This is a genomic window from Thioclava sp. JM3 (assembly GCF_002213185.1).
GTDB classification, from domain to species: Bacteria; Pseudomonadota; Alphaproteobacteria; order Rhodobacterales; family Rhodobacteraceae; genus Thioclava; species Thioclava nitratireducens.
In genome coordinates, this window is sequence record NZ_NBOB01000003.1 from 298,635 (window position 1) to 316,195 (window position 17,561).

Consider the following 17,561-nt stretch of genomic DNA (forward strand, 5'->3'; position numbering starts at 1 on the left):
AGGGGTCACGCAACAGCGGAGTGCCCCCGCGAGACATGTAGATAGGAAACCTCAAGCGCCGAAGCCCGGAATGAAGTGCTCTTTCGAATTCATCGCCCGCGGTTAGCCCGCGACTGCGGGGCGCGCCGAAGGTGCACTGCCGTCTTCGACGCCAGACGGTCACGAATTCATCCGGCAAAACAGAACCTTGCGAGGCGTTCCTGCCGGCGCTTGAATTCCGTGTCGCGCGGCCGCATGCTCGATCGCGAGGGATGGAGAACCATGTCGGAGACACTGGCGGCACTTGGCGGAGTCGGGCTGTTCCTGCTCGGCATGAAGATAATGACCGAGGCGCTGCGCGAAGCCGCCGGGTCCAATCTGCGCCGCCTGCTGGCGCGGTTCACTACCACGCCGCTGAAGGGCGTCGCGAGCGGTCTGGTGACGACGGCGGTGATCCAGTCGTCTTCGGCGACGACGGTGATGACGGTCGGCTTCGTCGGCGCGGGACTGCTTAGTTTCCCGCAAGCGCTCGGCGTGATCTACGGCGCCAATATCGGCACGACGGTCACCGGCTGGATCGTGTCGCTGGTGGGCTTCAAGCTGAAACTGGGCGCGGTGGCGATGGGGCTTTTGTTCTTCGCGAGCCTGACGCTGTTTCTCTCGCATGGCCGGGCGGCGCGCATCGGGCGCGTCCTCGCCGGGTTCTGCCTGCTCTTCATTGGGCTCGACATGATGCAGCAGGGAATGTCCGGGGCGGAGGCCTGGATCACGGTGGAGCGCACGCCCGGAACCGGGGTGGGCGGCTTGCTCGCGATGGCGGCGCTGGGGCTCGCGGTCACGGTGGTGATGCAATCCTCCTCGGCGGCGATCGCGGTTGTGCTGGTTCTGGTCAGCAACGGTGCGCTGCCGCTGATCCAGGCGGCTGCGGCGGTGATCGGGATGAACCTCGGCACCACCTTCACCGCGCTGATCGCGGCCCTCGGGGGATCGCGCGCGATGCAGCAGACCGCGATCGCGAACCTGCTGTTCAATTGCGGAACGATGGTGATCGCCTTTCCCCTCCTGCAACTGGTCGCGGCTCCTTTGGAGGGGCTGGCGGCGCGAACCGGGGTCGATACGGCGCTCGTGCTGTTTCACACCGGGTTCAACCTGCTGGGAACGCTGGTCTTTCTTCCCGTTACTCGCCAATTCGCCACGCTCGTCGCGAAATTGCGGCCCGATCTCGGCGGGCGGGCGCCCCCGGAACTGGACCGGCGCCTGTTGAGCGACGAAGGGGCCGCGATGCAAGCGGCGCATTCCATGGTGATCTGGGCCGCGCAAGAGATTTTCGCAGCCTATTCGCTGGCGATCGGCCGCGCGCGCGATCTGCGGCGGATGTCGACGCTGGGGCCACGGATCGCGATCGCTCTGGATGACCTGAAGGATTACATGGCGCAGATTTCGGTCCCGCGAGACCGGCCCGCCGAAGCCGCCGCCTTCGCCGCGCTGATGCATCAGGCCGACCATCTCATGCGTCTGGTGGAGCAGGCCGAGCACCGCGGCTACATCCCGATCCTGTTGCGCGGCAAGATCACGCCCAGACCCGCGCAATGGTTCGCCGCCTGCCTGTCACCCGAACGTCCGCTCGATCTGCCGCAGATCGGGGAGCGCATGGCGCGGATGGCCGACCCGGTCGCCCATCGCCTCGCGCGGCACCGGCGCGGCCTGTTGCTGGGCGAGCATGTTGGGCTCTACACGATGCAGGAGACGTTTCAGGCGACTGATGCGATGCGGTGGTTTGCGCGGATCATGCACAATGTCCAGCGCGTCGGCGAATACGAGCGCGAGGTGCAGGCGAAGCTGGGGCATGTGGCGGTCGCCTCTCCCGAGGCGGACTCGCCGCTTAGCGCCGGTTCCTGATCCTGAGGCGTATTGCCATGGCGGCGTGGGCCCTCCGGCGACGGCTTGATCTACGCACCAAGCGCGTCTTCGACCCCCGACCGTCACACGGCGATGGAGGCGACCGAGCCGCCGTCCACGCGGTAATTGGCACCGACAACGAAACTGGCTTGCTCGGAACACAGGAAGGCGATGGTCGCGGCCACTTCCTCGGGTCTGCCGCGCCGCTCCAGCGCCAGCCACGGGCGATCCGATTTCAAGAAGCTCCGGACAGCCTCGTCATGGCTGATGCCTTCCGCATCCGCCTTCTGGGCCATCATCCCATCGGTCATGGGTGTCTCGATAAAGGCGGGCGAGACGCAATTGACCAGCACGCCCCGGCGCGCGGCCACCCCGCTCAGCCCCTTGGCGAAATTCAGAAGCGCCGCCTTGGCCACATTATAGACCGCCTCGTTCTCGTAGGGCTGCGCCGCATTCTCGGAACAGAGGATGACGACGCGACCCCAGCCGCGGTTTTCCATCGTCGGCTCGAAGGCGCGCACGGTGCGGACGACCGACATGAAATCGCTCTCCCACGCGTCGTGCCAGTCGCTGTCCGTCATCTCGAGCGGGTGCCCCTTGGCGCCGGTGACACCGGCCGCGCAGACGAGGATGTCCGGCATGGTGAAGCGCTCTTGCGTGGTGGCGGCGAGACCCTTGATCTGGTTCGGATCGCGCAGGTCGGCCTGAAGCGCGCAGGTGCCGTGGGCGAGCTCCTTGGCGGCGCGGGACACCTCGTCACCCTTGAGGTCCACGAGGATAACCTGCGCGCCCTCGGCCAGCAGCGTTCTGGCGGCGGCTTTGCCGATGCCCGAGGCGCCGCCCGTGATCAGGGCCGTTTTGCCTTGAAGTCCATAATCCATCGTCGTGCTCCTTTCGCGTGTTCAGTTGAGCCGAAGCCCGAGATCGTTCAGCACCCGGTTGACGCGCGCCGCCTCGGCGGCCGAGACCAGCCCCGGTGCGGCACGGCCTTCGAGCGCGCTCAGGAAAGGCAGGATTCCGGTGCCCGCGTCGAGCGGATCGAGCCCCATGCGCTCGGTCGGGCTCTCGGCCCCGCGCGGGGTCAGCGTCATCTCGCCTTCCTTGAGTGAAATCGCACCAGCATCGCCCACGAGGTCCAGTTCGAGCCGCATCCGGGTGTCGGTCCAGCCCGCTTCGACAACGCCGGTGGCGCCGCTCGCAAAGCGCAGGATTGCGGCGCCGTGATCGTTCAAGGGCCACCCCAGCGCGTTGCCGGTGCCCGCATGTCCCTCGCGGATCGGCCCGAGTATCCACTGCAAGGCGTCGATCGCGTGCACCGCCTCGTCGACGAACCCGTCGTAGCAGGCAAGCTCCGGGTCGGTCATCCAACTGTCGAGATTCAGCCAGTCCGCGTAGCCGCCGTCGTGATTGAAAAGCATTCTCGCCGATCGTACCTCGCCCAGCCGTCCCTCGGAGACCCAACCCTTCGCCTTGCGCAGGGCGGGCACGGTTCGGAAGAAATACGCAGTGTGCAGTATCGCTTCGGCCTTCGCGGAGTGCTGCGCCACGGCCTCAGCGTCGCGGGCGCTACCGGCGAGCGGCTTCTCCGAAAAGACCGGCAGCCCCGCAGACAGCGCCGCTCCGATATCGATGGCATGGTGGGCTGTCTCGCTGCAGACGACTGCGCCCGCCGTTTGCAGCCCCTGAAGGGCGTCGAGCGTTGCGAGGGGCTTGGCGTCAAGCTCGGCGCAAAGCCGGTCGCGGCGGTCCGGATCGCGATCATGCACGTAGCCGACACGAAAGCCGCGCGCCTTCATCTGCTGCAGGTGGTCCGGCAGATGAACATGCGCGCCGCCAAGCAGCGCAAGGGTCGAAATGTTCATGTCGTTATCCATGGCAGCTCTCCTGTGGTCGGTCGCGGATCAGGCCGGCGACGCGCCGGTGTCAGCGGGGGAAGAAAGGAGTTCCGCGCGCATCCTCGGGAGCGCCTCGGGGTAGGCTTCCTGCAGCCACGCGATCAGCTTCTCGCGCACTTCGCAGCGCAGGTCCCAAGCCTGCGGCGAGGTGCGTGCGCTCATCAAACCGCGCAGCGCAATCGTGTCCTTGTCGGCATCGGTGACCTGAAGGTTGATCACCTGGCCGTCCCAATGCGGCGACTCGCGGACGATCTCTTCGAGCTTTTCGCGCACTTCGGTCACGGGCACGGTGTAGTCGAGATACCAGTGCACGGCGCCGATGATCGACGCGCTTTCGCGGGTCCAGTTCTGGAACGGTTGTTCGATGAAATAGCTCAGCGGCACCACCATGCGTCTCCAGTCCCAGATCCGCACGATAACGTAAGTGGCAAAGATCTCTTCGATCCAGCCCCATTCGCCGTCGACGATCACCACGTCCTCCAGCCGGATCGGCTGAGTGATCGCGATCTGGATGCCCGCGATCAGGTTGGCCAGAACCGGGCGCGCCGCGAGCCCGAGGATCAGGCCCGCCGCGCCCGCCGAGGCGAACAGGCTGACGCCGTATTTCTGTACGGTTTCGAAGGTCAGCAGCACGCCCATGACGGTAAAGATGGTCAGCAGGATCGTCGCGGTGCGCCGCAGGACACGAAACTGCGTCACCAGTTTGCGCGCGGCAAGGTTGTCATCGAGGTCCATCCGCTGGCGACGGATAACCCGGTCGCTCAGGTTTCGGGTCAGCAGGATCGAGGTCCAGCCGATCAGCACGATCAGGAGGATCAGGAATATGTGCCCCAATACGTCCTGCAACCGCCACGGCAGGTCGGTGCGCGGCACCGCGATCGCCAATGCCGCGAGCAGAAATGCCAGCCGCATCGGTCTCTTTGCCTGTCGCAGCGCCGAGCCCGCCATGCCGCTGCCCGCGTCCACCCAGCGCCTAAGGGCGCGGAAAAGCAGCCAATGCAGCAGCAAGGACAGCAGGAGCGCGCCCAGAAGCACGACTGCGGGCCCGAGCCAGTCTGGCCCTCCGGCCATCGTCCGCCGGATGAAGTCGGAAATGCGACCTGCAAGCACCATGGCGTCACCCGCCTCCGCTCACAGAGCGGAGCGCATCGGCCTCGCTTTTGCGCTCACGAGGGACGGGGAGCCCGAGCGTAAACCCGGCCGCGCGGGAAACGTGGCCGATCAGGCCCGGGTCGAACGTCGCATGTTCCACGCGTGTGCCTCCTGACTCATGGGGATCGATCGGAGCGTGTCCTTGCGTGCCGCGTTACGTCAGGGGATCTTCGAAATCCCCTGCCTATGCAGAGCCAACCCGCGTTCGCCGCTTCGGTTTCCCAAAAAGGTTCAATAGAGCTGAGGGCGCTTGTCGCAGCCGCATTTTCCCCGGCGGGAAATGGGGGCCTTCTTCGGTGAGCGATTGTCAGGGATACAATTTTACGCGTTGCCTAAAATTGCGGCAGGCGGCTTGCTGGGGCTTTGATGATGGAAGGCTTTGCAGATGGAGACTCATTTGGAGGGGGAGCAGGCCGACCCGGCCGTGTCCCATAGAATGGTCGAGATGGCCCTGACGGGCTTGGACATGAACCGGGCCGAGGATGTGAAAATCGCAGTTGAGCGCGTGAAGGGGTTTCCGCTCGCAGATCTCTACCTCAGTTCGTCGCTCGGCGCGGAAGCACATCCCCACGAAGTCTGGATCGCGCGCATGGAAATTCATCGACAGGCAGATGAACGCCGCCGCGCGCATGAGAGGCGCCTCACTTTCGTTGCCGGGATATCGGCCGTGGTCGGTGGCGCAATCGGTAGCGCGCTGCATTTTCTCTGGTCTTGAGGGCCCGGGCCCTCGGCCGCGCCGACGGACTGCGCGGGATCCGCGCGGATCGGGCGAGTCAGCCGATCCACATCCACGTCACCACGAGGACGACAAGGACCGCGACGGCGATCGCGACGGCGGTCCACTTGCTGATCCCGCTGTTGCGTTCGGCCGGGGTCTGCTTTTCGACCTCCGCCTCCGACCGGCGGCCCTCCAGACGCTGTGCCATACGTACCTGATCGGGGCTCGGAGGTGTGCCGGCCGCCTCGTCATCGGTGCCGAGAGGCGCGGCGGCGGGGTCGCTGAACCCCACCTTGTCACCCGCGCCGCCTTTGTCGATGGTCTCGCGTAGCTGGCTGGCTTCCGCCGACCCTGAACGTGCCTTGCCGTCCACGTATTCGATATCTTCCTTGTTCGTCATCGAACGCCTTCCTTGGTCCTCGGGTGGGCGACGGGCCTGTCGCGTGGAGAGACTGGATTTGCCTTGCGTAAAAGCCGAAACCGGCGAACGCGCCAACGCCATCCGGCAGGGGCGCGAAGCCGGTTCAGGTGATGCCGCTGCGCGAGGGCGACCGGTTCCAGTCCGGGTCCTCCCGTCTGACCTTGAACGTGTTCCAAAGGCCCGCCGGAACGCCCGCCAGCAGACCGATCAGGGCTGCCACGACGAAGGCCTGCCAGTTCATCCAGTCGAATGCGAGAAAGGCGGTCACAACGGCTCCGGCAATGCAGAGCACCCAGAGCGGAATGAAAAGAAGTCTCCATCCGTATTTCATGGCGTGTCTCCTGTCTGGTTCGGGAAATCAACAAACGGCTGACCTGTTCGGTTCCTGCTTGCGCGGCCCTTGGGGTGTGACAGCAAGCCGCGAAGCTGACCTTTCTGCAACCGCGTCACCGCACAGCGCTCGATTGCCGGTCGGACCGGACAACCGCTGTCCCCGACGTTCGCGCGGGACTTATTCTGGCTTTCTGTCGGAACTTCCTGCGTTTTCGCCGCTTAGGCCCGAGCACATTTTGAACCAGACTTTTCCAGCTAGAGGGAGCCGCATTGCCGCCAACGTCTCAGCGGGTCGCTGCTCACACTTCGCTCGGCAGGAACTTCGCCCCCTCGCGTTTCATTGAGTCCTCAACGAGAAGGACAGGTTGGCGTGAGCAAGGAACGCGACATTATCGAACTCATACCGGCGCTGCGCTCTTATGCTTGGGCGCTGACCAAGCGGCACGAGGACGTGGACGACCTGGTTCAGGACACGTTGGTCAAGGCGATCGACAAGGTCGACAGCTTTCAATCCGGGACCAACCTGCGCGCGTGGCTGATGACGATCATGCGCAATACCTTCCTCAACAACATCGCGAAATCGAAACGCTCGACGACAGGCAAGAAGGATTGCGTCTCGACCACCTTGTCGACGCCGGCCACGCAGGATTGGTCGGTCCGGGGCGGCGAGCTGATGCGTGCCGTCGAACGCCTGCCGCGTCATTACCGCGAGGTTCTGATCGTCGTCGTGATGCTGGGGGAAAGTTACCAGGACGCGGCAAATCTATTCGGTATCGAGATGGGAACGGTGAAGAGCCGCGCCAACCGCGCACGCGCGATGGTGGTCGAAGACCTCGAAGCCCGCGCGCCGAACGATCCCCTCGAAGATTAGAGATGAACCCTAGGTTGCCGCGGATCGCGCCGATTACTCGGGCTTGTCGCGTTCATCGAGGCGTTTGCCCAGGCGTCGTGCCAGCGACACGAGGCGTTCGGGAACGTCCTTGTTCCAGACCTCGCCTGCCTGCTGCCGGAGCGCTTCATCCAAATCCTCGCCTGGAGGCTTTTTGTCGTGCTCTTTTTCCATGCCTTGCCTCCTTATGCCTTTTACGGCGGTCGAGGCAAACCGGTTTATATTTGGCGGATGCCTCCGTCGGATAAGCGCAATCCATGGCGAGGCTTCACACCGATGGCGCACCCGGCCATTCCGGGGCGTGGCGCAGCGGTGCCCGACGGCGCCGCCGCGCTTTGCGTTTCGTTGCTGCGACAGCGTCACTCCGCCGTCCGGACACGCAGATTGTTCTGCACATGGGTGACGCCGGAGACGCTGTCGGCGCAATCTTCGGCCCGGCGTTTGGCGCGGCGGGAGTCCACGTAGCCGTCCAGCGTGATCTCCTGATCCGCGACGCTGACGGTTATCTCGCGCGCGTCCACCAGCCGATCGTCGGTGAGCCGGTCGTGAACATCTTCCTCGATCCGGGCATCCGAGCGCCGGTAACCCTTCGGGCCGCGCCCGCGATGATCCTCTTCCCGACGCGCTTCGGCGTCTTCGTCCCCCAGCCATGAAGCGACCTCGTCGCCGGCCCGGTCCATGAAGCTCCGTCCGCCGTGCGCTTCACGTCCTGCGCCGCGCCGCCGCGCTGGTCGCGCCCGCCAATAGGGGTCCGGATCGTAAGGTGCTCCGCCGTAGACGGGCGGGAGGAATGGCCAAGCATAGCCTCCAGCCATCGGCGCCGCTGGATAGCCGTACTGTTCGAGCCGAGATCTGCGGTCTTCCGGGTCGCCTTCGTCTGGGTGGTGCCGCCGCGACAGGGCACGGCGGGCCTCTTCTTCGGTCATATCGTCATAGTGCCGTGACATGAGCTTCTCCTCTCGTGTTTGGCAACCGCGCAAAGCAGCGCGGTCTGAGCCGGGAACAGGAGCTGGCGCGATATGTTCCTGCCTGCTGCGGAATGCAGCGCGCCGCGATTACGCGGGGCAGGGGTGGCAGCGCGCCTTCCCTCTCAGGTCGCCACCATCCTCGCGGGCCGTTCCACAACGAACCTCGTGCGCAACGACAAGGCGGCGAGGAGCGGGATCGCCGCCGTTCCGCAGAACATCGCGGCGGGCCCGAAGCTCCCGGCGACCATGCCTGCGATCGCCGGGCCGATCACGCTGCCCGCAGCGGTCGCCAGAAGCGTCGCCGTAAAGCCGAGCGCGGGGAAGGACGGGAATAGACGTTCGGACCAGAAGGCGAGCACCGCGCTCGTCATCATCACGTTGATCCCCTGCAGGGCGGCGGAAGCGACGAGCGCGACCCAATTTCCGGGCTCGAGCGCTGCGAAAACAAGCGATACAGCTGCGACCACAAGAAGGATACGCACCAGCAGGCTCAGACCGACCGCATCCCGCGCCCGCTTCGTGAACAGACCGCTCAGCCCGAAGAAGCCGAAAAAGAGGAAGAGGACGGACGGCGTCGCGTCTTCGGGAAGCCCGGGATACTCCGCCTGCGCGAAGCGGTCTGCCGCGAAGGAGACGTAGACGGCGGAGGTGATGCCGAACACGAAGGCGATGGAGAAAAGGGGCAGCGCGCACCGATTGAGAAGGTCGCCCCAACTCCGATCGGGGGCCTCCTCGGGGGCCTTGTCCACCTGGCGCAGAGCTGCCCAGTTGCCAATAAGTGCCAGAGCGCTCGCCCCGGCGAAGACCGACCAGCAGATCCGCCAGTCGAACTCCATCACGACCATTGCCAGGGCCAAAGCGCCTGCGCCCATGATCCCCACGCTGGTGCCCGTGCTGACCTGCGACAGCGCGGTCGGGCGGTCCAAGTCGCTGACCTTGCGGTGCACCGCGTCGTTGAAGGGGGTCCAGGCAAAGCCGGCGCTCGAAGTCGCGAGGAAGATGCCGAGCGCCAGAACGCCGACAGTCGGAGCAAGTGCGACAATCGCCATCCCGGCGGTCGCCGCGCTCAATCCGGTCAGGACTGGGAATTCCGGTCCCCGGCGGTTCAGGAAAAACTGGGCGACGAGCAGGCCGAGGAAGAACCCCACGAAGCCGATGCTGGACACCGTGCCCACCGCGGAGGGTGACATCGAGAATGTGGACGAGAATTGGGGCACGAAGAGGCCGAACCCCATGCGGCCGGGGCCGTAGCTGATTGCGGTCGCCGCGAAACCGGCGGCTGAAAGACTCCGAAAGAAAGTGATTGCTAAACCCTCCGTCCGGGCCGAATGCGGCCCGCGTCATGCGTTGCTGTTGCGCGTCGTCAGGGGGTCGATCCCGGCGAACGGCCGTTGGAACAAAGTGGGCAGCAACTTGTTCCTGGAGCCTTCGGATTGAGCGCAACCCGCCGCGTTGCCCCATTCGCGTCGGCAAGCCTCCGCCCGCCCACAAAGGCGTGAGCGTGTAATGGGCTTAACCCAACAATTGTTCGAGACAGCCGCGCCCCATGAATTCAGCGTCGATGCATCAGGAAATGGCTCGGAAAGGCATTGACGTGAAACAGAAATCCCACGAGAGCGTCGAGGCCGATCGCGTCGCGGAAATCCGGCACCGGATGGCCAATAGCTTCCAGCTTCTGTCGGCACACACCCGCCGCCAACTCAGAGAGGCCGAGACCCCCGAAGCGCGCTCGCGCCTCGCGCTTGTCCTCGACCAGATATTGACGGTCTCGCAGCTTCAGACCGGTCTCTCGATCGCCGAAGACGGGGGGCTGCATCGATATCTGGACGGGGTCGAGCAGCTTTGGCGGCAGATCGCATTGCCGCACAGCATCGAAATCTCGGTGCGGCGGGACGATCTCTCCGGACTGTCGCGCCAATGCACCGGGGCGATCGCGCTCATTCTGCAGGAAGCCGTCACCAACTGCATCCAGCATGCGTATCCGGCGGCGATGAACGTCAACGGCCATATCGACATCGAGGTGACCCTGTCGTCTGCGGGCACTGGGCGGCTGTGTGTCTCCGATGACGGCGATGGTATGCCCGACGATGCGAATTTGACGAAAAGCCAGGGGTGCGAACTCATTCGAGACCTTGCTTCGGAGATCGGCGGGAGCGCCCGCTGGACCGCAGGCGACAATGGCGGAACGGTGCTCACGGTCGAATTTCCCGCGGGTCCGCGAGATAGGACAAGGAGCCATGATGGTGGAGATCCTCACTAGGAAACTGAAGCACGGAGGCTTTTTGGCCGAAGACGATTGCGACCGGCTGACGACCGTGACCAAGGAGGCCTACGACCTCGGGCCCAGAACGGATGTGATCCGGCAGGGCGAGAGTCCCGATGCCGTGCGCCTCGTGATCGAGGGTATCGCGTGTCGCTACAAGCTGATGCCGGACGGGCGCAGGGCGATCGTCGCGCTGCTTTTGCCCGGCGATTTCTGCGATCTTCATATCTCGATGCTGAAGCGGATGGATCACAGCATCGGCACACTCACCCAATGCAAAATCGTCGACATTCCCCGTAGCACGGTCGACGATCTCTTGGAGAATTACCCGAGAATCCAGCGCTCGCTCTGGTGGGCGACGCTCGTCGACGAGGCGATTCTGCGCGAATGGCTCGTGAACATGGGCAAACGAAGATCGGATCGGCAGATGGCGCATTTGCTGTGCGAGATGCATTTCCGACTGAAGGCGGTCGGCCTCTCGCTCGGAAGCATGTTGCCGCTGACGCAGGAAGAACTGGCCGACATTCTCGGCATCTCTCACGTGCACGCCCAACGGGTCATGGCGAGCCTTCGGGACGCGGGGCTGGTGTCGCTCCAGGGGCGAAGGATCGTGGTTACAGACTTCGAGAGGATGATCGAATTTTCCGAGTTCGATCCCGATTACCTTCATCTTGACGAGGGTTCGACGTCATAAGCGCATGAGTGAAGGAATTGTTTGATGGCATTGTTCTTTTTCGACACTGACGACGGACGGATGAGTGTCCGCGATAGCACCGGGCTGGAATTGGAGGACCGGGAGGCCGCACGGCGAGAGGCCATCGCCGCACTCACCCTTATTGCCAAGGACGTCCTCCCCAATGACGACCCGCATGCGATCTCGGTCACCGTCCGAGACGACCAAAGGCAAGCGATCTTCCATGCCAGCCTGACGCTCGTCGCCGAATGGCTCGATGAGGGAAAGACACCGGCAGCGGCCCTGACCTTCTGGCGAGATTATCGTCGGAATTCGGAATTCTACAGGTCAGGGAAGCTTGGAGCGGGTAGCGCGCTGCACTTTCGGCAATCGAACTCCGGAAGGGCGCGGTATTCTCCAACGTTCTCAATTGCCTCCACGGCTATCCGCACGCAGGAAGGCTTCGCCTATCTTGCCGTTGTCATCGATCTCTTCTCGCGTCGTGTCGTTGGATGGGCGATGCAAAGCCGCCAGACGACCGAAGTTGTCCTGCAAGCGCTGCTCACGGCGACATGGCGGAGAAAGCCCAGGGAAAAGGTTCTGATCCATTCGGACCAGGGCAGCCAATTCACCAGCATGGACAGGGCAGCGTTCCTTCGGGCCCACAATCTGGAGCACTCGATGAGCCGCCGCGGAAACTGCCATGACAACGCGGTCGCTGAGAGCTTCTTTAACCTGCTGAAGCGTGAGCGGATCAGACGACGGACCTACCGATCCCGCGAAGAAGCCAGGCAGGATGTGTTCGACTACATCGAGATGTTCTACAATCCAAAGCGCAAGCACGCCCGGAACGGAATGCTGTCGCCCGTCGACTTTGAACGGCAGCAGAAACTGAGACACGAAGGCGTCTAAAAAACGCGGGGCTATTCAGTGTTTTGGGGGCTACGGGAGATCTTTAATCGCTGAAAAAAAGAAGTAGTTACGCCCGCTCAAGGCGCTTTTCGCCCCCACGACCAATTCTTCAGTCGATCGATGGACCGGGCTTTGCTGCATCAGGCGCTTGCGCGAGGGACAAGTGTGCCCTTGAACGCGCGGTCGAAGTCGCGATCTTCACTGCTTTCGAGCACTTCGACGAGATATTCGGCCATCTCCGTCAATGGCTGACGATAGGTCGTTAGCGCGTAATTCGGGCTCTGGCATTGGGGCACGTCATCGAAGCCCGTCACCGCGATATCCTCGGGGATGCGCAGTCCGAGTTTGTGGCGGATTACGTCGATCGCTCCGATCGCGAGCGCGTCGTTTTCACAGACGAGAATATCGGGCATCTCGTCGCGTGGGCGATCCGTGAGCATTCGGGTTACGACTTGCTCGGCGAGTATCGGATCATAGGCGGGCACTTCGGCGAATTCAGGAATTGTTCCGAAACGCCGCTCCCAGCAGCCCAAAAAGGTTTCTTTGCGCAGCAAATGCGCGGAGTAGGTGCGCGGACCTGCAAGGAACAAGGGGCGGCGATAGCCACGTTCGGCGACATAGGCGGTGATCTCCTGCATCGCCAAGGCATCGTCGACCGCGATCGAGATCGTGTCCGGGTGGCGAGAGGTGCGCGCGAAAATGATCAGCTTGTGGAAGCGCCGGGCATGCAGCGCGGTCTCGAGCACGTCGTCATCGAACTGGATCCCGATCAGGATCGCGGCATCGACGCGGCGTTGGCTGGCATTCAGGATCGCATGTCCCGCATCGTCGCGATCGAGCGTGTTCACGAGAAGCGTATCCCAGCCATGCTTGCGCAGGATGCGCGTCAGGCGCTCCATCATTACCAACTTGTGGGGGTTGGCGAAGTCATCGACCAGAAGCGCAACGAGATTAGAACGGTCCGAGGCCAGAGCGGCGGCGCGCAGATCGGGCACGTAACCGAGTTTGTTCGCGGCCTCCATTACCTTGGTGCGCGTTTTAGGCGAGATCGAAGCGTCCTTCTTGAAGGCGCGATTCACCGTCCAGCGCGACACGCCGGCGGCTTCCGCGACATCATCGGCGGTGATGTTGTTTTCGAAATTTGGTCTTCGGACTTCGGTCATCGGGCTCTCCTCCCAAACTGACCTATCAGCTTTCACGCAAGCATACACACAGAAATGAGCGCCAACGGAGTCGGTTTTGCACGCGCGTGCAAAAAATTCTTGCACGCGCGTGCAAAAAGTCTGATGTTAACGCCAATCGTCGGTCGAATCGGACCGGTTCTGGGAGGAATGGATGCTGAAAATCGGATTGCTCGGCGCCGGCCGTATCGGTCAGGTGCATGCGGTCAATATTGCCGGACATGCGGGCAGCGCGCTCGTTGCGGTCTCGGACGTGAACGCGGAGGCTGCGCGGGCACTTGCTGCGAAATTCGGGGCCAATGTGGCGAGTTCGGAGGAGATCATCGCCGACCCGGAGATCGACGCGGTTCTCGTCGCGACCTCGACCGATACGCATTCGGATCTGATCGAAAAGGCGACTGCGGCGGGCAAGGCGGTGCTGTGCGAAAAACCCGTCGATCTGTCGTTGGAGCGGGCGAAGGCCTGCCTGGAAGTCGTGTCGAAAACCGGCCAGCCGGTGATGATCGGGTTCAACCGTCGCTTCGACCCGAACTTTGGTGCGTTGCGCGCAGCCCTGCAGGCCGGTGAGATCGGCAAGCCCGAGCTTCTCTCGGTCACGTCCTTCGACCCGGCGCCGCCGCCAGTTTCCTACATCAAGGTCTCGGGCGGTCTGTTCCGCGACATGATGATCCATGATTTCGACATGACGAATTTCATCATGGACAGTGCGCCGGTCAGCGTTCGCGCCGTCGGTTCGTCCATCGTCGATCCGGCGATCGGAAGGGCGGGCGACGTGGATACCGCCGTGGTCACGCTAACCTACGCAGACGGACGCATTGCAGTCATCAAGAACTCGCGCCGGGCCGTCTACGGCTACGATCAGCGGGTCGAGATTCTGGGTTCGGAAGGGCTGCTGAGCGCGGCGAACATGCTGGAGAACACCGTCTCGAAGTCGACCGTGGCCGGGGTCTCCTCGGCGAAGCCCACCTATTTCTTCCTCGAACGTTACATGCCCGCCTATGCCGCGGAATGGGACGTGTTCGTCACTGCTCTGGCTGAAGGCCGCCCGATGCCGGTGACGCTCGAGGACGGCGTGGCCGCGCTCGCGATGGCCGAGGCCGCAACCAAATCCGCCAAGACGGGGAAAGCCGTCGATCTGGCGACGCTTTGAGGCTCGGCCTCGGAGTGGACGGAGATCGCAGGCGCGAGGAGGTGCCTGTGGTTCAAAGGCCGAAGGGATCGGTCAGGCCGCATCGGAAGCGACATGGAGGGTCGTGGTGCGGTGACAAACAGAAAGAGTCTGGGAGGAATAAATGAAACAGTTTCTGCGTGCTGCAGTCGCGGCCACTACGGTTGCCTTCGCTGCACCGGCTTTCGCGACGGATATCGTCGTGGTCTCGCACGGGCAGGCCAATGACCCGTTCTGGTCCGTTGTGAAGAACGGCGTCGAACAGGCGGCGAAGGATACCGGCGTGAATGTCGAATACCGCTCGCCCGAAACCTTCGACATGGTCGCGATGAGCCAGCTGATCGACGCCGCCGTGAACCAGGAGCCGGACGGGCTCGTCGTCTCGATTCCTGATGCGGACGCTCTCGGGCCGTCTATTAAACGCGCGGTCGAAGCGGGTATTCCGGTGATCTCGATGAACTCGGGCTCGGACGTGTCGAAATCGCTCGGCGCCCTGCTGCATGTGGGGCAGGACGAGGAAGACGCGGGTAAGCGTGCGGGTGAGAAGCTCAAGGAAATGGGCGGCACCAAAGCGATCTGCGTCAACCAGGAGGTCGGTAACGTCTCGCTCGACCTGCGTTGTAAGGGCTTTGCGGAAGGCTTCGGTGACTCGACCGTTCTGCCGACTACCAATGACCCGACCGATATCGAAGCCAAGGTGCGCGCAGCGCTCGATTCCGATCCTTCTATCGACACGGTGATGGCACTCGGCGCGGCGACCGCAGGCGAGCCCTCGGTGGCGGCTGTGAAGGCGCTCGGCAAGGGCGGCGGCCAGATCAAGGTGGCGAGCTTCGACATGTCGCCCGGCTTCCTGAAGGCGGTTGAAGATGGCGACGCGGCTTTCGCGATCGACCAGCAGCAATACCTCCAGGGCTACCTACCGGTTTCGTTCCTCGCGCTCTATGCGAAATACGGCCTGATCCCGGCCTCGGACGTCGCCTCGGGTCCGAACCTTATCACCAAGGACAAGGCCGCCCAGGTGGTTGACCTGTCAGCCAAGGGCATCCGCTGATCCGCATCGGATGACAGACAAGGGGATGCGCGCTCCAAGAATACGTGCGCATCCCACCGGCGCCGTCGCGAGCTATCGCGGGACAACAGCGCCACGGAGCAGCATTTTCAGGGAGGGCAAAATGCCAGCCGACACTACGGTCACCGACGAGCGCGTTCGCGAGGAGTCACTGCTCGCGCGCTTGATGAAGCGGCCTGAGCTGGGCGCGATCGCCGGGCTCGTTCTCGTAACGATCTTCTTTCTCTTCACCGCCAACGGTTCGATGTTCACCCTCTCCGGGATCATGAACTTCCTGACGCCCGCCGCACAACTCGGCATTCTCGCCATCGGCGCGTCGCTTTTGATGATCGGAGGCGAGTTCGACCTCTCAATCGGTTCGATGGTCGCGTTCGCGGGAATGATTTTCGGCGCGTTGGTGGTCAATCTCGGTCTGCCGCTCATCGTCGCTATTCCCGGAACTCTGATCTTCGCGGGGCTGATGGGCGTGGTGAACGGTCAGTTGGTGATCCGCACCGGCTTGCCGTCCTTCATCGTGACGCTGGCATTCCTCTTCATCCTGCGGGGCCTGTCGCTCGTCGGTCTGAAGTATCTCACCGGCGGATCGACCCAGCTGCGCGGCGTGCGCGAAGCGGTGGGCGACGACTGGTTGGCGCCGTTCTTCTCGGGCGACGCGTTTACGGGTCTCTTCGCGAAGCTCGCCGAATGGGGCTGGATCGACCGGTTCAAATCCGGCGCGCCCAAAGTGCCGGGCATCCCGGTCGAGATCCTTTGGTTCATCGCGATCGCACTTTTCGCGACCTGGATCCTGCTTCGAACCCCTGCGGGCAACTGGATTTTCGCCGCAGGCGGCGACAAGACCGCCGCCTCCAATTCGGGCGTGCCGGTCAACCGGGTGAAGACGACGCTCTTCGTCGTGACCGCCTGCTGCGCCGCCCTGGTCGCTATCATGACGGTGATCGACGCAGGCTCCACCGATGCACGGCGCGGCTTCCAGAAGGAATTCGAGGCAATCATCGCCGCGGTCATCGGGGGCTCGCTGCTGACCGGGGGCTACGGGTCGGCGATCGGCGCCTTCTTCGGTGCGATCATCTTCGGCATGGTTGTGATCGGTCTGACCTACACCTCTATCGATCAGGACTGGTTCCAGGTCTTCTTGGGGGGGATGCTGCTGCTAGCCGTGATCTTCAACAACGTGATCCGCAAGCGCGTGACGGGGGAACGCTGATATGGAACTCGAAACCGCATTCCATCACGGCGCCGTCTCCGCCGACACGAAACCGATCCTCGAGATGCGCGGCATTAAGAAGCATTTCGGCAACGTGATCGCGCTGGCGGGCGTCAGCTTCGACATCCGCCCCGGCGAGTGTCACTGTCTTCTGGGCGATAACGGCGCGGGCAAATCGACCTTCATCAAAACGATGTCCGGCGTGCATAAGCCGACAGAAGGCGAAATACTCTTCGAAGACAAGCCGATGAACTTCTCGAGCCCGCGCGACGCGATGGAAGCCGGGATCGCCACGGTCTTCCAGGACCTTGCGATGATCCCGCTGATGAGCGTGACGCGCAACTTCTTCATGGGCCGCGAACCCACGAAAGGCTCGGGTCCGTTCAAGCGCTTCGATGTGAAGCACGCCAATGAAGTCTGCGTCGAAGAGATGCGCAACATGGGCATCAACCTGCGTGGTCCCGATCAGGCGGTGGGCACGCTCTCGGGCGGCGAGCGCCAGACGGTGGCCATCGCCCGCGCGGTCTATTTCGGGGCGAAGGTGTTGATCCTCGACGAGCCGACCTCGGCGCTCGGCGTGCGCCAGACCTCGAACGTGCTCGCCACGATCGACAAGGTGCGCAAGCAGGGTGTGGGCGTCGTCTTCATCAGTCACAACGTGCGTCACGCGATGGCGGTGGGCGACCGCTTCACCGTGCTCAATCGCGGCCAGACGCTGGGCACCGCGAACCGCGGTGAGATCACACCCAACGAGTTGCAGGACATGATGGCGGGCGGTCAGGAGATGGCGCAGCTCGAAGGTTCGCTCGGCGGCACAATCTGACAGGCGGGCAG

General features: G+C 63.5%; 18 protein-coding genes and 1 pseudogene. 10 read left to right on the plus strand and 9 right to left on the minus strand.

All coding sequences use genetic code 11. The features are described from left to right. Window positions 1-261: 261 nt before the first annotated feature. Entirely contained in the window at window positions 262-1,878 is a 1,617-nt protein-coding gene (locus B6V73_RS07355) for a Na/Pi symporter (protein WP_088720232.1), read from the plus strand. A gap of 83 nt (window positions 1,879-1,961) precedes the next feature. Here the strand turns inward: B6V73_RS07355 and B6V73_RS07360 are convergent, their stop codons facing one another. From B6V73_RS07360 to B6V73_RS07370, 3 genes are read right to left on the minus strand one after another with little or no spacing between them, the layout of a single operon-like run. Further along, window positions 1,962-2,759: an SDR family oxidoreductase gene (locus B6V73_RS07360; RefSeq protein WP_075775579.1), complete on the minus strand. Its 798-nt coding sequence runs from the start codon at window positions 2,757-2,759 to the stop codon at window positions 1,962-1,964. Window positions 2,760-2,780: 21 nt separating this feature from the next. Then, complete coding sequence (locus B6V73_RS07365) at window positions 2,781-3,752, minus strand: Gfo/Idh/MocA family oxidoreductase (RefSeq protein ID WP_088724900.1); 972 nt, start codon at window positions 3,750-3,752, stop codon at window positions 2,781-2,783. A gap of 27 nt (window positions 3,753-3,779) precedes the next feature. After that, on the minus strand, window positions 3,780-4,886 hold the full coding sequence (locus B6V73_RS07370; RefSeq protein ID WP_088724901.1) for a mechanosensitive ion channel domain-containing protein: 1,107 nt from the start codon (window positions 4,884-4,886) through the stop codon (window positions 3,780-3,782). A 484-nt stretch (window positions 4,887-5,370) separates the two neighbouring features. On the opposite strand from B6V73_RS07370, the gene B6V73_RS07375 reads away from it, so the two are divergent. Then, window positions 5,371-5,640 (plus strand): hypothetical protein, encoded by a 270-nt coding sequence (locus B6V73_RS07375; RefSeq protein WP_143597882.1) that lies wholly within the window; start codon window positions 5,371-5,373, stop codon window positions 5,638-5,640. A gap of 58 nt (window positions 5,641-5,698) precedes the next feature. Here B6V73_RS07375 and B6V73_RS20950 read toward each other — a convergent pair whose 3' ends face one another. Together B6V73_RS20950 and B6V73_RS07385 are read right to left on the minus strand one after the other, a co-directional pair. Further along, window positions 5,699-6,043: a hypothetical protein gene (locus tag B6V73_RS20950; RefSeq protein WP_199224674.1), complete on the minus strand. Its 345-nt coding sequence runs from the start codon at window positions 6,041-6,043 to the stop codon at window positions 5,699-5,701. Between the two features lie 124 nt (window positions 6,044-6,167). Next, window positions 6,168-6,395, minus strand: coding sequence for a hypothetical protein (locus B6V73_RS07385; protein ID WP_088724903.1), 228 nt, complete (start codon window positions 6,393-6,395; stop codon window positions 6,168-6,170). Window positions 6,396-6,767: 372 nt separating this feature from the next. Here B6V73_RS07385 and B6V73_RS07390 point away from each other — a divergent pair, with 372 nt between their 5' ends. Next, complete coding sequence (locus B6V73_RS07390; RefSeq protein ID WP_233243130.1) at window positions 6,768-7,268, plus strand: sigma-70 family RNA polymerase sigma factor; 501 nt, start codon at window positions 6,768-6,770, stop codon at window positions 7,266-7,268. Between the two features lie 33 nt (window positions 7,269-7,301). On the opposite strand, the gene B6V73_RS20760 is transcribed toward B6V73_RS07390, so the two are convergent. The 3 genes from B6V73_RS20760 to B6V73_RS07400 form a co-directional block, all read right to left on the minus strand. Next, a complete protein-coding gene (locus B6V73_RS20760) occupies window positions 7,302-7,460 on the minus strand; it encodes a hypothetical protein (protein ID WP_157771597.1) in 159 nt (52 codons plus the stop codon). A 185-nt stretch (window positions 7,461-7,645) separates the two neighbouring features. Beyond that, on the minus strand, window positions 7,646-8,233 hold the full coding sequence (locus B6V73_RS07395) for a BON domain-containing protein (RefSeq protein ID WP_088724904.1): 588 nt from the start codon (window positions 8,231-8,233) through the stop codon (window positions 7,646-7,648). 143 nt (window positions 8,234-8,376) lie between these two features. Continuing rightward, window positions 8,377-9,558: an MFS transporter gene (locus B6V73_RS07400; protein ID WP_088724905.1), complete on the minus strand. Its 1,182-nt coding sequence runs from the start codon at window positions 9,556-9,558 to the stop codon at window positions 8,377-8,379. A 290-nt stretch (window positions 9,559-9,848) separates the two neighbouring features. Between B6V73_RS07400 and B6V73_RS07405 the strand changes: the two genes are divergently transcribed. From B6V73_RS07405 to B6V73_RS07415, 3 genes and pseudogenes are all read left to right on the plus strand, one after another. Continuing rightward, window positions 9,849-10,514, plus strand: a complete 666-nt coding sequence (locus tag B6V73_RS07405; protein WP_168174876.1) for a sensor histidine kinase — start codon at window positions 9,849-9,851, stop codon at window positions 10,512-10,514. Then, window positions 10,492-11,211 (plus strand): Crp/Fnr family transcriptional regulator, encoded by a 720-nt coding sequence (locus B6V73_RS07410; RefSeq protein WP_240504114.1) that lies wholly within the window; start codon window positions 10,492-10,494, stop codon window positions 11,209-11,211. The genes B6V73_RS07405 and B6V73_RS07410 overlap by 23 nt, the downstream gene beginning before the upstream one ends. Window positions 11,212-11,628: 417 nt before the next feature. Then, window positions 11,629-12,102 (plus strand): annotated as a pseudogene (locus B6V73_RS07415) (IS3 family transposase); the annotation flags it as partial. Between the two features lie 140 nt (window positions 12,103-12,242). On the opposite strand, the gene B6V73_RS07420 reads toward B6V73_RS07415, so the two are convergent. Then, window positions 12,243-13,265 (minus strand): LacI family DNA-binding transcriptional regulator, encoded by a 1,023-nt coding sequence (locus B6V73_RS07420; protein ID WP_088720240.1) that lies wholly within the window; start codon window positions 13,263-13,265, stop codon window positions 12,243-12,245. Between the two features lie 172 nt (window positions 13,266-13,437). On the opposite strand from B6V73_RS07420, the gene iolG reads away from it, so the two are divergent. The 4 genes from iolG to B6V73_RS07440 all read left to right on the plus strand — a co-directional run bounded on the left by iolG (window position 13,438) and on the right by B6V73_RS07440 (window position 17,550). Then, window positions 13,438-14,433, plus strand: coding sequence for an inositol 2-dehydrogenase (iolG, locus tag B6V73_RS07425; RefSeq protein ID WP_088724908.1), 996 nt, complete (start codon window positions 13,438-13,440; stop codon window positions 14,431-14,433). A gap of 142 nt (window positions 14,434-14,575) precedes the next feature. Next, window positions 14,576-15,502, plus strand: coding sequence for a sugar ABC transporter substrate-binding protein (locus tag B6V73_RS07430; RefSeq protein ID WP_088720242.1), 927 nt, complete (start codon window positions 14,576-14,578; stop codon window positions 15,500-15,502). 121 nt (window positions 15,503-15,623) lie between these two features. After that, a complete protein-coding gene (locus B6V73_RS07435) occupies window positions 15,624-16,727 on the plus strand; it encodes an ABC transporter permease (protein ID WP_088720243.1) in 1,104 nt (367 codons plus the stop codon). A gap of 1 nt (window position 16,728) precedes the next feature. Beyond that, window positions 16,729-17,550 carry an ATP-binding cassette domain-containing protein gene (locus tag B6V73_RS07440; RefSeq protein ID WP_088724909.1) on the plus strand — a complete coding sequence of 274 codons (822 nt, stop codon included), beginning with the start codon at window positions 16,729-16,731 and terminating at the stop codon, window positions 17,548-17,550. Window positions 17,551-17,561 lie beyond the last annotated feature (11 nt).

Coding starts and splice junctions, on each gene's coding strand:
- B6V73_RS07355 (WP_088720232.1), top strand. CDS start 262: ATGTCGGAGACACTGGCGGCACTTGGCGGAGTCGGGCTGTTCCTGCTC.
- B6V73_RS07360 (WP_075775579.1), bottom strand. CDS start 2,759: ATGGATTATGGACTTCAAGGCAAAACGGCCCTGATCACGGGCGGCGCC.
- B6V73_RS07365 (WP_088724900.1), bottom strand. CDS start 3,752: ATGGATAACGACATGAACATTTCGACCCTTGCGCTGCTTGGCGGCGCG.
- B6V73_RS07370 (WP_088724901.1), bottom strand. CDS start 4,886: ATGGTGCTTGCAGGTCGCATTTCCGACTTCATCCGGCGGACGATGGCC.
- B6V73_RS07375 (WP_143597882.1), top strand. CDS start 5,371: ATGGCCCTGACGGGCTTGGACATGAACCGGGCCGAGGATGTGAAAATC.
- B6V73_RS20950 (WP_199224674.1), bottom strand. CDS start 6,043: ATGACGAACAAGGAAGATATCGAATACGTGGACGGCAAGGCACGTTCA.
- B6V73_RS07385 (WP_088724903.1), bottom strand. CDS start 6,395: ATGAAATACGGATGGAGACTTCTTTTCATTCCGCTCTGGGTGCTCTGC.
- B6V73_RS20760 (WP_157771597.1), bottom strand. CDS start 7,460: ATGGAAAAAGAGCACGACAAAAAGCCTCCAGGCGAGGATTTGGATGAA.
- B6V73_RS07395 (WP_088724904.1), bottom strand. CDS start 8,233: ATGTCACGGCACTATGACGATATGACCGAAGAAGAGGCCCGCCGTGCC.
- B6V73_RS07410 (WP_240504114.1), top strand. CDS start 10,492: ATGATGGTGGAGATCCTCACTAGGAAACTGAAGCACGGAGGCTTTTTG.
- B6V73_RS07420 (WP_088720240.1), bottom strand. CDS start 13,265: ATGACCGAAGTCCGAAGACCAAATTTCGAAAACAACATCACCGCCGAT.
- iolG (WP_088724908.1), top strand. CDS start 13,438: ATGCTGAAAATCGGATTGCTCGGCGCCGGCCGTATCGGTCAGGTGCAT.
- B6V73_RS07430 (WP_088720242.1), top strand. CDS start 14,576: ATGAAACAGTTTCTGCGTGCTGCAGTCGCGGCCACTACGGTTGCCTTC.
- B6V73_RS07435 (WP_088720243.1), top strand. CDS start 15,624: ATGCCAGCCGACACTACGGTCACCGACGAGCGCGTTCGCGAGGAGTCA.
- B6V73_RS07440 (WP_088724909.1), top strand. CDS start 16,729: ATGGAACTCGAAACCGCATTCCATCACGGCGCCGTCTCCGCCGACACG.